Here is a 15,620-nt window from a genome sequence, read left to right as displayed (position 1 = left end):
CGATAACAATAAAACGACAATGACGATATAGAGCGAGTTTCTAAGTTTGTCAACGAAAATTTTCTGTAAAGCCACTTTAATTATTTTGTCATATTGTCCACACTCGTTCTCAACGCAATAACCCAAGGAGTTTGGTTATGTACCAGAAACATTTTATTCTTTCAGCTGTCGCATTAGCGACTCTGGCTGCATGTGGCGGCAGTGACTCAAACAACGATGCAGGCACCGCAACATTTAACCTTGGGATTAGTGATGCCCCCATCGACAATGCAGAATCAGTGGTCGTATGTTTTAACGCCGTGGAGATGGTCGGTGGCGCTAATGGCTCTCAAGTCTACGAAGTCGGCACCGATGTTGAAGTACCTGCCGAAAACGATCTTTGCCAGGACGACGAAGGCAATCCAATTGCCAACAACATTGGTATCGACTTACTGCAGTTTACCGGCAGCGACCAGGTTGACTTTTTACAGCAGGCAGAAATTGAGGCCGGTGACTACGGCCAACTAAGACTCGAAATGGGCGAGGGCTCCTACGCATCAGTAGATAGCAATGATGACGGCAATGTCACTCAGGTTCCAATACGAGTTCCATCCAACGAATTAAAGCTGGATGGCTTTACCGCAGATGCGGGCAGCACTCTTAACTTTACCGTCGAGTTTGACCTGCGACATGCAATGACCAACCCCGTTGGACAAGCAGGCTTTATTCTTAAGCCACGAGGCGTCAGGTTAGTCGATAACTCCAGTATTGGGCATATAGATGGCTCCGTATCAGAAGAGCTGTTATTGCTTGAAGAAAGCTGCGACGTGGCACCAGAAGAACTTACCACGCCAGTTGCCTATGTCTATCTATACCAAGGCCTGGAGCACGAGCTTGCCGAGTTAGCCGACAATGGTGGCAGCGAAGGACAGCTCCCATATACCAGTACTGCGGTTTATTTCGATGGTGTTGACAGCTATGACTTCGAAATAGGCTTTGTCAGCAGTGGCGATTATATTGCCGCACTGACTTGTGACGGTAATGATGATCCAGAAACCGACGATGATATTAACTTCATTCACACACAGGACGTAACGGTGACTGAAGGAGAAGAACCACAGACCATCCTTTTTGAGCCGGTAACAACTCAGTAATAGTTCCCTGCTTTAGGTGACACGGACGTTGCCTATACTTTACCCCAGCGCGGCTAACAGACTCTTGCCGCTTAGTATTAACGACACTCCCATTAGCAACGCAGCCAGTATATTCTGAAGGCGGCTGTTCGCCTGAACTCCCATAACGGGTTTGTTACACAACCACCACAAGAACCCAACCATCAACGGTAATAAAATTCCATTGGCTATTTGCGCAACCCAAATTACCGTAACAGCTTCGATACCCAGGCTACTTATTGCAACTCCTATAATCAAAATAAACAGCCAGGTAAGACGGAAAGAGCGGCTTTTTAGGTCCTTCGACCAGCCCATGATACCGCTTAGCGCATAAGCAGAAGCCAAGGGCGCTGTTGTCGCTGAAGAAATTCCCGCGGCAAACAACCCGGCAGCCATTAAATATTGGGCTGACACTCCAAATAAGGGTTCTAGTGAGCCAGCCAGGTCAGCAGCGCTGGTAATGGTTACCTGGTGGCCAAAAAAAGCCGATGCCGCGGTTGCTAAAATCGCCATAGAAATCAATCCTCCAACTGGGATAGAAATCAGGCTATCGACCTGAGCCGCTCGTAATTGTTCTTTCGTGCGCCACTTTTTAGCGGCGCTGGCTGCGTGTAGGAATAGGTTGTAAGGAACTACTGTGGTACCAATAAGTGCAACGACCATTAGCGTCGCTTCACCTGGCAACTGAGGAATTAATAAGCCGGCGACTAACTCAGACCAATCGGGGTTGGTTATTAAAAAGGTGCCAACGAAGGCGAGGCTCATCAACAGCACAAGGCCAATCAGTGACCTTTCGATAAAGCGGGAGTTACCACTCCAGAGAACAGCAAAAGCAACCAGCCCAACGATAATCGGCCAACCGTCTTGCAAACCTATACCAGCAAATGACAATTCGCCGATGAGTCCACTAATACCTAAACTGGCGCCGGACAAATTACCGCCTTGGTAAACACTGTTACCGACCACAACCGCAGTAAAAATAAGCGCGGTAAACAACCACCGAAATAATGGAGTACTTAATTCAGCCCGGATATTTTCGCCCAGCCCTTGCTGTGTTAACACGCCAATACGTAATGCCATCTCCTGCAGGATCAAGCAAGCAAAAACGGAAAATAGCAATGCCCACAGCAGTGCATAGCCAAAGTTAGCGCCAGCTAACGACGCAGTGACCACTGTGCCTGGACCAATGAAGGCAGCAGCAACCAGTGCTCCGGGCCCAAAATTGGCGAGCTTTATCATTTCGGACCGGGGATAGTTACGATACTGACCCAACCTTGTTCAATCGCTTCTGAGAAATCATTTTCCAGTGCGTGTTTAGCAGTCTCGTAATCAACGTTTAAACCAGCGACACCACATGCCCTATTACGGCCGTGGGCTTTTCCGGAATAAAGTGCCATATCAGCAATCTGTAAGGTTCTTTCCCAATCTACAAATTCTTCGCTAACACCAGCAAAAGGTAACTGTATAAAGCCGACCGTGGCGGTCATCTGGATCATGTGTTTATCCACTTTTATTGGGTCGGTTCCAACGGCATGTAAAACTCTTGCGGCAAGCTGTTGTAACTGTTCAAGATCAATATCTTTCACATAAAACAAAAACTCTTCCCCACCCCAGCGAATTAACCGATCTGAGCCACGACAAACATTCTGTAAACGACGGGCGATTTCTTTTAACACCGTGTCGCCTATTGCATGTCCATAGACATCGTTTATTTTTTTAAAGTAGTCAATATCCAGCAGGATAAGGCCATCGGTACTGGTCTGCTGCAACTGCGAGCGGCTTTGCATTGCTTCTTGTAATGCGCGTCGATTCCAAAGACCGGTTAAAGGATCCCGCTGCGATTGGTCGGCTAATTGCTCATTAGCTTTATTCAGTAGCTGATTAGCTCGCTTTGACTTTAAATAAAGCATAACTACAAGCGCAATACTGACTAGTCCAACAATCGCTAATAGCAACCAAATTAACTGTTTCTGTTTATTGTTTTGAATCTGCTGCTCTTTTAATTCATTTTGCTGTTCCAGCAAATCAATTTGCTGTGCTTTGTCGCGAGACTTATAGACCGCTTGTAGGGTCGCTAAATTTTCCGATTGGGATTGTTGCAACAGCTCTTGTTTTAAGTCGATTCGCTCTTTTAAAAGTTTTGCCTGGGCCTGATAGTTGCCCACTAACCCGTAAGCATCGGCCATTTCTCCTAAAACTACTTCTAACTCGCTGTCTGGCAGAGTTTCACGAAACTTTTTTAGCATCTGCTCCATCTGTTTAATACCAAGACTATCGCCTTGCTTAACGGCAATATAGCCGAGATTAAAGTCGATAGTTGCCGCCATCTCTTGGTAGTCAGTCTGTTTCGCTAAAGCCTTCGCTTCTTGTAAATGGGCAATTCCCTTTTCGTATTGCCCTAACTTCATATAAGCGTCACCAAAATTATTAAGGATGATGACTTGATCAGCCATAAAGTCGTGTTTTTCTGCTATCGCAAAAGCTTTCGCAAGCGACTCCAGGCTTTGCTCATATTTTTTACTGGAAGTCTGCGCGTAATATTTCGTAAACCATAAATTATAGGCAATGCCGTCAAAGCCCTCCGCTACAGCGGTAGACACGTTCTCTTCTACGGTATTTATCGCACTCTTCCACTGCTCCAGGCGTGTCTGAATATCTGCGATCTGACTGAGTAAATAAAGTCTGCGCCCTGTATTGAGAGTTGATTCCATCTCGCCAAGCGCTTGCTGTGCACTGAGTAAATTAGATAGTGCCGTATCATAGCGTTCCCATTGGGTGTACACCGATGCCAGCAGATTATGTGCATAATAGCGGATTCTAGGACTGCTCGTCTGTTCTAATAGACGCTCCAATTTAGGCACCAGCAGGAACGCTTCCCCGCGCTTTCCTTGCCGGGTCAGCAAATCAACTCGCGTCGCTAATAGCTCCGCCTGGGGATCAATCGCTCCTGAGTTTTCAACCGGCTCGCTAAGGTCATTTAAAACTTGATAGGCTGCCTCAAAGTCCTCTTCATAGCTTAATTCGCCTGCCCAGTACGACATCGCTCGCACACGCGTCATTATGGGGGTTTTCTCGCTAACATCATCAATGATTTCAGCGAGGAACTGTTTGCTTTCAACATCTGCGTCACTCGGTAACTTTAAATAGTCATCGAGCCGTTGTTCCAGCGCAGGTGATTTTAATTCAGGGTCTACGACTTTTTGCGCATAGCCAATGGCCGGCAACAGGAGTATAACCATGAAAAGCAGCACACGGTATGAGCAGCCTGTTCGGGGGTTAGGTAGCAAGCTTTTTGTTATTATATTCATTCGCTTTACTTGTTTTGGGCTGCTTTTCGCTATTGGTTAAAGAGTCGACAAATAATAACTTATTTTTAACACCGATACCAAGTACTGAGAAAGGAATATTCTGAGGCTGACATGGCAACTAGTAAACTTGATTGGTCAAAAATTTTAAAGTCAGGGCAGCGCATTTTTATTGGCTCTCACGCCGCAGTGCCAACGGCTTTGATCAACGATCTGATTGAGCACTCAAAAAACTTGCACGATATTGAAGTGGTGCAATTAATGACGTTATCTGACAACAAATGGGCGCGGCCGGAGCACCAGCAGTTATTTAAAGTAAATACCTTTTTTATTGGTGGAGAGACAGTCCGTACCGCGGTTAATGAAGGACGTGCGGATTACACACCATGCTTTATTTCTGATATTCCCAATTTGTTCGAAAATGGAATTTTACCGCTGGATGCGGCACTCATTATGGTGAGCCCTGCGGATAAATACGGCTACCACTCAATGGGAGTTGCAGTCGACGTTGTCTCCGCCGCTGCCAAATCGGCTAATACCGTTATCGCTCAGATTAATCCTCAAATGCCGGTAACCTATGGCCAATCTTTCTTGCATAAAAACCAAATTAACCATTTTTGGGAACACTCTGAAGCGCTACCAGTTCTTGAACCGCCGTCCACCGAAGACAATAAAATTATCGAACGTATTGGACAGTACATTGCGTTGTTAGTGCATGATGGCTGTACCCTTCAAATTGGGGTCGGTCGTGTTTGCGCCGCTGCACTAAGATATTTAGCCAACCACAAAGATCTTGGCGTGCACAGCGAGCTTATCACCGATGACATCATGGAGTTAATGCTTAACGGAGTGATTAACAACCGGAAGAAAACGTTCCATCCGAACAAAATTGTTACCAGCTTCTGCATGGGTACCCAAAAGCTCTACGACTTTGTGGATAAAAACCCGCATGTCGGCTTTTATCCGAGTGAATATGTTAATTCACCCACCAATATCGCGCGTAATGATAATTTAGTCGCTATCAATAGTGCTATCGAAGTCGATTTAACCGGGCAAGTTGTCTCTGATTCTATCGGCCATCAGTTTTACAGTGGCATTGGCGGTCAAGTTGACTTTAGCCGGGGAGCTTCGTTGAGCAAAGGCGGAAAACCGGTTATTGCACTACCGTCGACCACTGCGGATGGCAAAGTATCGAGGATTGTTGCGCATATTAGAGAAGGAGCTGGCGTCGTTACTTCACGCGGACACGTTCATTACGTAGTGACAGAATTTGGTGTTGCTTCTTTGCGCGGCAAGAGTATTCGGGAACGGGCTCTGGAGCTGATTCGCGTAGCTCATCCAAAATTTCGGCAGCACCTACTACAACAAGTACGCAAACATTATTGGGTACCGCATTATCAACAACAAACACCTTCCGATGTGCCGGAGCTGGGCTCTATTGGCTTTAAAAAGATTAACTTTAAAGGCGAAGAGTTTGACTTAAGGCCTTTATACCCCTCGGACGAGCGTCGTTTGCAGGAGTTTTTTTACTCGCATACCAAAGACACCTTACAGCTCCGATATAACGCTGTCCCCACTCATATGAGCCGGGAAAAGTCCTGCACCTTGGTCAGCATCGATCAGTCCAAAGATTTGGCGTTGTGTATTGTCCGCCAAAAGGGTTCAGCAGCAAAAATTATGGCTGTAGGCCGCTACTACTTAATTGAGCAACAAAACAGTTGCGAAGTTGCGTTTGTCACACGAGAACATTATCAAGGGCAAGGGATGGCGAGCATGCTGCTCCAGGAGATGGCACGTATTGCTATGTCTCGCGGTTTAGACAGCATGCAGGCTGTCGTATTAGCCAACAATACGCCAATGTTGAATGTCTTTGAAAAAGCAGGCTTTAAGCGAATCCCCGCTGACGAACCGGGTGAAGTTTTGCTGAAGCTATCATTAACCCAAAAAGCAGAATCTAACGACTAATTATTAACTGCTCGCACAGGAAAAACGATGTCTATTACGCTGTTCACTCATAATGACTGCTCGCTACACAACCCTGAGCCAAACCACCCTGAGAGTCCGGCCCGGATCGATGCGATCAACGATCAAATAATACGTTCGGGGCTGGACTTTGTATTAGTCCGAGAGCAGGCAACCGCAGCCTCGCTGGAAGACATCTATCGCGCGCATGACCATGCCTATGTCGATGAACTATTCGATAAAGCCCCGGACGACGGCTATATCTGGCTTGACCCGGACACTCCTATGACTTCTCAGACGCTTGCTGCAGCGCTAATGGCAGCAGGTGCTAACCTCAACGCCGTTGACCACGTTATGCAGAACCTAAATCACCAGGCATTCTGTGCAGTTAGACCACCTGGACATCATGCTACCCGGAACCAAGCTATGGGCTTCTGTATTTTTAATAATATTGCAATAGCAGCGCATTATGCCATGCATCAATACGGGTTAAAACGAATCGCTATTATCGACTTTGACGTTCACCATGGTAATGGCACCGAAGATATTTTCGAGGACGACCCGCGGGTATTGTTTTGCTCTTCTTTCCAGAAGCAGCTTTACCCGTTTGTTGACGAGAATCATAACAATGAGCACATACTCAGTATTGGGCTACCACCGGGCTGCAAAAGTCTGGAGTGGCGTGAAGCTGTTTATAACAACTGGTTTCCTAAAATTGATCAGTTTAAGCCACAACTTATTTTAATTTCAGCCGGCTTTGATGGCCACATCGAAGACGAGATGTCACAGTTTCTGTTAAAAGAAGATGATTATTTTTGGGTAACTGAACACGTAAAACGACTTGCTGATAAGCATTGCCATGGGCGTATCGTGTCGACACTTGAAGGTGGTTATGACTTGAGTGCCTTAGGCCGCAGCGTAGTCGCTCATTTAAAAGCTATGCTCGGTAACGACGGAGTATAACGAAAACTTTGGAGCGGGAAACGAGATTCGAACTCGCGACCCCAACCTTGGCAAGGTTGTGCTCTACCACTGAGCTATTCCCGCATTCAATGAAGATATTACTATGAGGACGCTGACGCTGGAGCGGGAAACGAGATTCGAACTCGCGACCCCAACCTTGGCAAGGTTGTGCTCTACCACTGAGCTATTCCCGCTTCGTCAGTGCGGCGTGTATTCTACCCATTACACCGGATACGTCAATAGTTTTTCGGCAATTTTGCGGTGGCTGCTGAACATTTAGTCAGTTGCTGTTCGTTGTTCATCGTGCCACATCGCTTTCGCGGTTTGCGGTCCTGTCCAAAGGGTTGGCAGAATAATAAGCGACACCGGCAGTGCGGTGATTACAATAAACTGCTGGAGTACGCCTATTTGGCCCGACCCCATATATAACAACACACCTGCCATCGTCGCCATTGCTCCACCCCAAAAAACTCGCACCCAGGGGTTCGGTTCATCGTGACCGGCACCAACCATCGCGATTGAGTAACTCATGGAGTCACCGGTTGTCGCCACAAACACAGTGGTTAGCAACAGTATCGCCGCGGCCATAATCTTACCGCCCGGCAAAGCCTGAGCCACTGTTAATGTGGCTATATCAAACTCAAAATTCTTTAACGCTTCAGTTAAGTCGAAGCTTCCTTCGGCCTGAAAATAGATGCCCGAGCCGCCGAGTAGCGTGAACCAAAGAGTCGTCACAACGGGCGCTACGATAGCGACCGCGGTTATCATTTGCCGGATAGTTCGACCTTTTGAAATTCTGGCCACAAATACGGCCATTAACGGGGTATAACCAATAAACCAGGCAAAGAAAAATACGGTCCACCATTGCATCCACCAATCCGGAGCCGTTACATTAGTTGTGGTCGCCATCTCAAAGAACGAACCAAGGTAGTTCCCCATCCCCTGCAAGTAACTATTGGCTAAGAACAAAGTAGGCCCGAACAAAATAATAACCGCCGCTATGGCCAACGCCAAAAACACGTTCATCCGGCTTAAAAACTGAATCCCTTTATGAATACCCGTTAATGCGGAGGTCATATAAATAGCAGCTAACATCGCTAAAATAGTCAGCTGCAATGCAAAACCGTCTTTTGCTCCAAACAGTTCGCTCAAGCCAAAGCTTACCTGAGTAGCGAGAAATCCTATAGGCCCGACGGTACCAGCGACCACCGCAATGACACAGCAAGCATCGATTACGCTGCCAACCCAGCCTTTTAATATTCGTTCGCCAAACACCGGGTACAGCAATGTCCTCGGTTGCAATGGTTTGCCTTTTACATAATGAGAGTACGACAACACGATTGCGGACAATGAGCCTAGCACCGCCCATGCTAAAAAACCCCAGTGCATGAACGATTGAGCCAAGCCAGGAGCGATAGCTGCCGGCGTCGCCGCTTCGGTATCATAGGCTGGTGGCGTAACAAGATAGTGATAAATCGGTTCACCGGCTGCAAAAAAAACACCACCACCAGCCAGCAATGTACATAGGATCATCGATAACCAGCGGAACGTACTTATTTCAGGCTTCGAGGTGCCACCAATTCTTGCCGTTCCATAGCGGCTAAACCCGGTAAACAGCGCAATAAAGAAAGTCAGCAGCAGCAGCGCCTGAAAAAAAGAACCAAAATACTTAGCTGTCCAGCCAAACCCCGAACTAATCGCTGCCGCTGTATACTCAATATCCCAAAGAGACAGGGCAACAAAAGCAATTATAAATCCCATTGTCAGTACTAGCACAATTGGATCTCCTAAACGGCGTTGCTCGCTTTCCGTTGCCATAGTTTGTCTCTCTCTTTATCAGTTTCCACTCACATAAAGTACTTAGGGCAGCCTTAAAAAGTTTTCCCGATAATGGGCTAGTTCACCAATCGACTCACGGATATCTGCCAATGCTTCATGTGCACCTTGCTTTTTAAAACTGTTTAAGACCGTCGGATTCCAGCGTTTAGCAAGTTCTTTCAAGGTACTAACATCAAGGTTTCGGTAATGGAAAAAAGCTTCCAGTTCTGGCATATGTTTGGCTAAAAAGCGCCGATCCTGACAAATACTATTACCGCACATTGGGCTGCTTCCAGGCTCCACGTATTGTTTTAAAAATTCCAGCGTCTCTCTGGCCGCCTGGCCTTCGTCGTGGTTGCTCTGCTTAATGCGTTCGACAAGTCCCGAGCCAGTGTGTGTTTTCACATTCCAGTCGTCCATCCGATCCAACAAGTGTTGAGGCTGATTGATGGCGATGACAGGACCTTCTGCAATCGTATTTAATTCGGCATCAGTCACTATCGTTGCTATCTCAATAATATGGTGCTGTTCCGGCTCTAACCCAGTCATCTCAAGGTCTATCCATACCAGCCGCTGACTTTTCTCGTTATCACTCATAATCACACTCTAAAACCGCTATAATTTCAGGTATGATAGCGTTAATTTTTAAACAGCAACAGGTTGAATGGCTTGGTGAATAAAAAACGGCTCAATAAAGGTCAGCAGCGGCGCGTTAAAAGCAATCAGCGTAAACGGCTTGAGCAAGTCGATGTTGATTTCCAAAGCGACCAACTCGGTCCAGCCGAGCAAGGCCGTGTTATTAGTCGTTATGGCCAGCACGCTGACGTGATGAGCGACAACGCCGAGACTTTTCGCTGCCATATAAGGCGTAATATTAACAGTTTGGTTTGTGGCGACCGTGTCCAGTGGCGCCGCGCTACGGCATCAATGGACGGTATGCAGGGCGTTGTAGAGGCCGTACACGAACGCGAAACCCTACTTTCGCGACCAGATTTTTACGACGGATTAAAGCCGGTTGCGGCAAATATTGATCAGATTCTGGTCGTGTCCAGTGTGCTACCCGCCTACAGTACTCAAATAATCGACCGCTATATTGTTGCTTGCGAAGATATTGGCATTGAACCCATTATCGTGCTCAATAAAACCGACTTACTCGGCGATCTGGATGAGCAGCAACAGCGACAGATTACATCGTCCTTTGAACACTATCAGAGGATTGGCTACACAACCTTAAAAGTCAGCAGCACGACTCAGCAAGATTTAACCCCATTAATGCGGCAGCTTCCCCAGCATACTTCAATTGTGGTCGGTCAGTCTGGCGTTGGTAAGTCCTCACTCGTTAACCAAATTTTGCCGCAGGTGAATACTCACACTAAGGAAGTATCTGAAAACTCCGGACTGGGGCAGCATACCACTACGGTCGCGACCTGGTACCTGTTAGAAGAAGAAGGAGCCCTGATCGACTCTCCGGGCATTAGAGAGTTTTCGTTATGGCACCTTGAGCCGGAGAGAGTCGCATGGTGTTATAAAGATTTTCGTCCTTTCCTGGGCGGCTGTAAATTTCGCGACTGTAAACATAAAAACGACCCAGGCTGTGCGTTGCAAGAAGCGGTCGAAAAAGGGGAGGTCGCCGACTGGCGATTACAGAACTATCACCGTATTATCGAATCAATGAATACCAAAAAGCCCCCTCGGGCATTAGTAAGAGGTTAATTAAGGTGTCAACAACCGATCGAATTAAAATTACTCTGCAGTACGTGACTCCAAAACACTTGTTGTCGCGTTTGGTGGGTTACTTTGCGGCTGCTCAGGCCGGTATTTTTACTCAATTATTTATTAAATGGTTTATTAAAAACTATAAAGTGGATATGAGTGAAGCTATTCACGAGCAACCTGCTGATTATCAAACCTTTAACGATTTTTTCACCCGCTATCTTAAACCAGAGATGAGACCGCTGCTTACAGAGCAGGACGAATTGGCCCATCCGGTTGACGGTGCTGTCAGTCAACTTGGAAAGATTAACGGCGAACAGATTTTCCAGGCGAAAGGACACGATTACTCGTTAACCGAGCTGCTCGGCGGTGATAAACAGGACGCAAAGCCGTTTATGGAAGGTGATTTTGCGACTATTTATCTAGCCCCTAAAGACTACCACCGAATTCATATGCCCTGTGACGGTACCTTAACAAAAATGATCTATGTTCCAGGCGATCTATTTTCTGTAAACCCGTTAACAGCAAGAAATGTTCCCAATTTATTCGCTCGCAATGAACGCGTTGTGGCTTTGTTTGAGACCGATCATGGACCCATGGCCATGGTTTTAGTTGGCGCCACCATTGTCGCCAGTATCGGTACCGTGTGGTCGGGCACAGTCACCCCTCCAACCGGCGATCGGGTGCACAGCTGGGACTATCCAACATCCGGTGCCAATGCAATAAGGCTGAGCAAGGGCGAGGAAATGGGTCACTTTAAATTAGGTTCTACCGTCGTGCTGGCATTCGCTGAAGACGCAGTGCAGTTTGATGTTCAGCTTGGTCCCGAGTCAGTTACCCGGATGGGTCAGGTTATGGCACGCAAGGCAAAATGAAGGTTTGGGCGCACCGTGGTGCCAGCGCAGAGGCGCCGGAAAATACCTTAGCCGCATTTAGCAAAGCTCTGGATGCACAAGTCTATGGAATCGAGCTGGATGTCTATGCGATTGACGGCGAGCGGTTTGTTTTCCATGACCGTTACCTTGAACGTCTCACCGCAACGCCCGGGCGTCTTAAAGATTTATCGGTTGGCCAAATCAATCAGTTAAAAGTATTTGGGCAGCAGCCCATACCCACTTTACGCCAAGCCTTAGAACACATAAACGGCCGCTGTAACGTCAATATAGAGCTTAAGGGGGATGTGCCAAGCCCAGAGCTACTGCAAGATATTGATTACGCATTGGAGAATACTGAGTTTGAGTTGCCTCAGTTTTTAGTCTCATCGTTTAACCATCATTGGCTACAACGCTTAAAACATCGCCGCCCGCAGGTTGCCATCGGAGCATTAACAACATCCTGCCCACTCGATTACTGTGATTTTGCGTCGCGCCTTAAGGCCTGTGCCGCTCACGTAAATGTCGATTTTGTAACCCAGGAATTGGTCGATGATGGCCATCGCCGAGATCTTGAAGTGTTTGTTTTTACCGTCGATGAGCAACATGATATCGAAGAGCTTTATGCAATGGGGGTCGACGGGATCTTCACCAATAACCCCGTATTCGCCAAAAACATACTAAAGGGGTTGCCACCTCGTGGTAACGAACCCCTTTATCACTATTGCTAACACTGACTAGTGATGATGGTCAGGGTAGTCCTCTTGCATAGATTCTAGTCTGCGGGTTCTGGTCAATGGTGAAGACGTGTTCTTCGCCATTAAAACATACAGCGCCGGGATAACGAATAACGTCAGAAAGGCCGAAACAGCCACTCCTGAGAAAATAACTATCCCTATTACCATGCGGCTTTCGTGGCCCGGTCCGCTTCCTAAAATTAACGGTAAGGCACTCATCAGCGTGGTAAAAGCCGTCATGACTATAGGTCGCAACCGTTGCTGCGACGCGCGTAGTACGGCTTCTTTAAACTCGATACCAGAATCACGCAGCTGGTTGGCGAATTCCACAATCAAGATCCCGTTTTTTGCGGCCAGGCCAATCAGCATGACAATACCGATCTGCGAATAAATATTGATCGTCTGCCCGGTCACATAAAGGCCAATAAAGGCACCAACAATTGCCATCGGTACCGCCAGCATAATAACCAGTGGATGCACGAAGCTCTCAAATTGGGCGGCTAGCACTAAGAAAGTGATAATCAGCGCTAGTCCAAACACAAAGATAATTGAGCTGCCACTTTCCTGATACAGCTGTGATTCGCCTTTATAGTCGACTGAAACATCCTCAGGCAGTTTCTCGTCTACCACACCCTCTAGATAGCTCAAAGCTTCGCCGAGCGAGTAGCCTTCCGCTAAGTTAGCCTCTATCGTGACACTGCGCATGCGGTTATAGCGATTGAGCTCCCCGGAGGTCGCTTTCTCGGTAATACGAACCACATTGGACAATGGAATTAACTCGTCACTGCGACTTGACCGAACATAGATATTATCAATTGCCGTTGGGCTGCGATAATCCGCTTTTTCTCCTTCAAGCATTACATAATATTCTTCTCCCCGATCGAGATAAGTAGTGACTCGTCGTTGACCCAATATTGACTGCAAAGTAATACCAATATCCTGCACAGATACACCAAGATCCGCCGCGCGCGACTCATCAACTTCTATTAATAACTGGGGTAGTGTCTCTTTATAATCACTGTCCACTTCCTGCAAACCTGGATTCTTAGACGCTTCCTCAATAACAATGTCGCGGTACTCTGCCAGCTTTTCATAAGTATTACCTTGTAATACAAATTGCACTGGCCGGCCGCCGCCACCGCTGATTCCAGATCGCATAAAGGCGAATGCCTGAACGCCAACAACTTCATTGAGCTTGCCGCGCATTTCCTCCATTAGTTCGAACGTCGACCACTCTCGTTGGTCAAAGGGAATGGCACCAACTATCGCAATACCGGCTGAGTTACCCCAACCTGGCGCACGGACAATCACGCGGTCTATTTTATTTTCGTCGATATAAGGCAGGATAATTTGTTCAATTTCATCCATGTGCTTCGAGTTGGATTCAAAACTGGCCCCCTCAGCACCGCGTATACTGATGTAAAATGTGCCTCGGTCTTCAGGAGGAGCAAACTCCTGCGGTACCAATTTGAGAACACCATAGCTGACGAAACCTGCCAGAACGACAAGTAATAGCGCAAATATCGGCTTAGCTACCGCGCCCTCTAACAGCCAGCGGTATTTACGCTCCAACCAGGCAAAGAAAGCATCAAAAGCTCTACCGAACTTACTCGTGCGTTCCTTATGACTCAGTACTTTGGAGCTTAACATTGGAGTTAACGTCAATGCGGCAATACTGGAGAACGCCACCGCCGCAGCGATAGCGATGGCAAACTCAGTAAATAGTTTACCAATATTGCCTTCCAGGAAGGCCAAGGGCACGAATACCGATATCAATACTAAGGTGGTGGCAACCACCGCGAAGCCTACTTCCCTTGCACCGCGATATGCCGCTAGTAAAGGCGGCTCTCCCTGTTCTATCCGTCGGTATATATTCTCCAGTACCACTATCGAATCATCGACCACCAGGCCTATTGCCAAAACCAGCGCCAGCAACGTCAGTAGGTTGATCGAAAAGCCCAGGGCAAAGAGCACAATATAGGACGCAATGATCGCTACTGGCACTGTGAGTGCCGGGATTATGGTGGCTCTGACATTACCCAGGAACAGGTAGATGACAACAATCACCAAACACATAGCGACCAGCAATGTATTGTAAACTTCGTCGATGGAGCCTTGAATAAATATGGACGAATCGTAGCTGGTTGCAAGATACATCGTTTCCGGTAGTGTTTTCTCCAGCCGTTCCATTTCTTCGCGAACGTTTTCTACTACCGACAACGTATTGGCTTTGGATTGTTTTATAATACCAATGCCAACCATGTTAACTCCGTTACCACGGAAGTCCGTTTTATCGTCTTCGGCACCGAGCTCGACCCGAGCTACCTCACCCAGCCTGACTAAGTAGCCGTCGTCGCCACGGCGCACGACTAAATTCTTAAAATCTTCCTCGGACAAATAGGCTCTTGCCATTCGTACCGAAAACTCACGCTCCGTTGATTCAACTTCGCCGGCGGGAAGCTCGACGTTTTCTTCGCGCAAGCGGTTTACAATATCGGTGACGGTTATTTGTCGTGCTGCCATAGCATCACGATCAAGCCATACTCGCATCGCATAGCGACGGTCCCCACCAATGCGGACACGGGCTACACCGTCCACAACGGCCAGTCGGTCGACGATATATCGCTCAGCGTAATCGGTGAGCTCCAGAATCGACATGCTCTCACTACGCAAGTTGTACCAAACGACGGTGGTTTCATCAGAAGATGCTTTCGACACTTCGGGCGGGTCTGATTCTTCCGGAAGGTTATCAAGTGCTCGTGATACGCGCTCGCGGACATCATTAGATGCGGCGTCAATATCGCGACTCAGATTAAACTCAATACTTATATTGGAACGCCCTGGTCGACTGCTGGAGCTGATGTTTTTAATACCCTCTATGCCGCTGATTCGCTCCTCTATGAGCTGCGTGATCTGAGTTTCAACAACTTCTGCCGAAGCCCCCGGGTAATCCGTACTGACACTTACAACAGGGGCATCAATATCCGGAAACTCACGCAATGGCAGCATGGTGAAGGCGACAATGCCGAAAATCAGCAACAGAATATTCAGGACCGTCGCAAAAACCGGGCGCTTTACCGATACATCGGATAAAAACAC

General features: G+C 47.5%; 11 protein-coding genes and 2 tRNA genes. 6 read left to right on the top strand and 7 right to left on the bottom strand.

The genetic code is table 11. The features are described from left to right. Positions 1–137: 137 nt before the first annotated feature. A complete protein-coding gene (locus CWI81_RS12040) occupies positions 138–1,133 on the top strand; it encodes a DUF4382 domain-containing protein (protein WP_126785557.1) in 996 nt (331 codons plus the stop codon). 39 nt (positions 1,134–1,172) lie between these two features. Here CWI81_RS12040 and CWI81_RS12035 read toward each other — a convergent pair whose 3' ends face one another. Together CWI81_RS12035 and CWI81_RS12030 are read right to left on the bottom strand one after the other, a co-directional pair. After that, positions 1,173–2,390, bottom strand: a complete 1,218-nt coding sequence (locus CWI81_RS12035) for an Nramp family divalent metal transporter (RefSeq protein WP_126785556.1) — start codon at positions 2,388–2,390, stop codon at positions 1,173–1,175. After that, positions 2,387–4,390 (bottom strand): tetratricopeptide repeat-containing diguanylate cyclase, encoded by a 2,004-nt coding sequence (locus CWI81_RS12030; RefSeq protein ID WP_157983308.1) that lies wholly within the window; start codon positions 4,388–4,390, stop codon positions 2,387–2,389. The genes CWI81_RS12035 and CWI81_RS12030 overlap by 4 nt, the downstream gene beginning before the upstream one ends. 180 nt (positions 4,391–4,570) lie before the next feature. Between CWI81_RS12030 and CWI81_RS12025 the strand changes: the two genes are divergently transcribed. Then, positions 4,571–6,421 (top strand): GNAT family N-acetyltransferase, encoded by a 1,851-nt coding sequence (locus CWI81_RS12025; protein ID WP_126785554.1) that lies wholly within the window; start codon positions 4,571–4,573, stop codon positions 6,419–6,421. 27 nt (positions 6,422–6,448) lie between these two features. Next, positions 6,449–7,381: a histone deacetylase family protein gene (locus tag CWI81_RS12020; protein WP_126785553.1), complete on the top strand. Its 933-nt coding sequence runs from the start codon at positions 6,449–6,451 to the stop codon at positions 7,379–7,381. Positions 7,382–7,390: 9 nt separating this feature from the next. Here the strand turns inward: CWI81_RS12020 and CWI81_RS12015 are convergent. The 4 genes from CWI81_RS12015 to orn all read right to left on the bottom strand — a co-directional run bounded on the left by CWI81_RS12015 (position 7,391) and on the right by orn (position 9,796). After that, positions 7,391–7,465: transfer RNA gene (locus CWI81_RS12015), tRNA-Gly, on the bottom strand. Positions 7,466–7,500: 35 nt separating this feature from the next. Next, positions 7,501–7,575 (bottom strand) — tRNA-Gly (locus CWI81_RS12010). A gap of 82 nt (positions 7,576–7,657) precedes the next feature. Next, positions 7,658–9,199 carry a BCCT family transporter gene (locus CWI81_RS12005; RefSeq protein WP_126785552.1) on the bottom strand — a complete coding sequence of 514 codons (1,542 nt, stop codon included), beginning with the start codon at positions 9,197–9,199 and terminating at the stop codon, positions 7,658–7,660. Positions 9,200–9,241: 42 nt separating this feature from the next. Further along, the gene (gene orn / locus CWI81_RS12000; RefSeq protein ID WP_126785551.1) at positions 9,242–9,796 is read right to left on the bottom strand and encodes an oligoribonuclease; all 555 of its coding nucleotides are present in this window, start codon (positions 9,794–9,796) and stop codon (positions 9,242–9,244) included. A gap of 72 nt (positions 9,797–9,868) precedes the next feature. Here orn and rsgA point away from each other — a divergent pair, with 72 nt between their 5' ends. From rsgA to CWI81_RS11985, 3 genes are read left to right on the top strand one after another with little or no spacing between them, the layout of a single operon-like run. Beyond that, positions 9,869–10,912: a small ribosomal subunit biogenesis GTPase RsgA gene (rsgA, locus tag CWI81_RS11995; protein ID WP_126785550.1), complete on the top strand. Its 1,044-nt coding sequence runs from the start codon at positions 9,869–9,871 to the stop codon at positions 10,910–10,912. A 5-nt stretch (positions 10,913–10,917) separates the two neighbouring features. Beyond that, positions 10,918–11,787 carry an archaetidylserine decarboxylase gene (asd, locus tag CWI81_RS11990; protein WP_126785549.1) on the top strand — a complete coding sequence of 290 codons (870 nt, stop codon included), beginning with the start codon at positions 10,918–10,920 and terminating at the stop codon, positions 11,785–11,787. Continuing rightward, the gene (locus CWI81_RS11985; RefSeq protein WP_126785548.1) at positions 11,784–12,515 is read left to right on the top strand and encodes a glycerophosphodiester phosphodiesterase; all 732 of its coding nucleotides are present in this window, start codon (positions 11,784–11,786) and stop codon (positions 12,513–12,515) included. Before asd ends, CWI81_RS11985 begins: the two co-directional genes overlap by 4 nt. Before the next feature lie 6 nt (positions 12,516–12,521). Here CWI81_RS11985 and CWI81_RS11980 read toward each other — a convergent pair whose 3' ends face one another. Beyond that, the gene (locus CWI81_RS11980; RefSeq protein ID WP_126785547.1) at positions 12,522–15,620 is read right to left on the bottom strand and encodes an efflux RND transporter permease subunit; all 3,099 of its coding nucleotides are present in this window, start codon (positions 15,618–15,620) and stop codon (positions 12,522–12,524) included.

Origin of the sequence: Idiomarina seosinensis, from assembly GCF_003987275.1 — a bacterium.
Classification (GTDB): domain Bacteria; phylum Pseudomonadota; class Gammaproteobacteria; order Enterobacterales; family Alteromonadaceae; genus Idiomarina; species Idiomarina seosinensis.
Note: the sequence above shows the minus strand (reverse complement) of the source record. Positions and strands in the feature narration are given on the sequence as shown.

Excerpts from the sequence above, each read along its gene's own strand:
- CWI81_RS12005 (WP_126785552.1), bottom strand. The coding sequence starts at position 9,199 with ATGGCAACGGAAAGCGAGCAACGCCGTTTAGGAGATCCAATTGTGCTA.
- CWI81_RS12030 (WP_157983308.1), bottom strand. The coding sequence starts at position 4,390 with ATGGTTATACTCCTGTTGCCGGCCATTGGCTATGCGCAAAAAGTCGTA.
- orn (WP_126785551.1), bottom strand. The coding sequence starts at position 9,796 with ATGAGTGATAACGAGAAAAGTCAGCGGCTGGTATGGATAGACCTTGAG.
- CWI81_RS11985 (WP_126785548.1), top strand. The coding sequence starts at position 11,784 with ATGAAGGTTTGGGCGCACCGTGGTGCCAGCGCAGAGGCGCCGGAAAAT.
- CWI81_RS12025 (WP_126785554.1), top strand. The coding sequence starts at position 4,571 with ATGGCAACTAGTAAACTTGATTGGTCAAAAATTTTAAAGTCAGGGCAG.
- CWI81_RS12035 (WP_126785556.1), bottom strand. The coding sequence starts at position 2,390 with ATGATAAAGCTCGCCAATTTTGGGCCCGGAGCACTGGTTGCTGCTGCC.
- CWI81_RS12020 (WP_126785553.1), top strand. The coding sequence starts at position 6,449 with ATGTCTATTACGCTGTTCACTCATAATGACTGCTCGCTACACAACCCT.
- CWI81_RS12040 (WP_126785557.1), top strand. The coding sequence starts at position 138 with ATGTACCAGAAACATTTTATTCTTTCAGCTGTCGCATTAGCGACTCTG.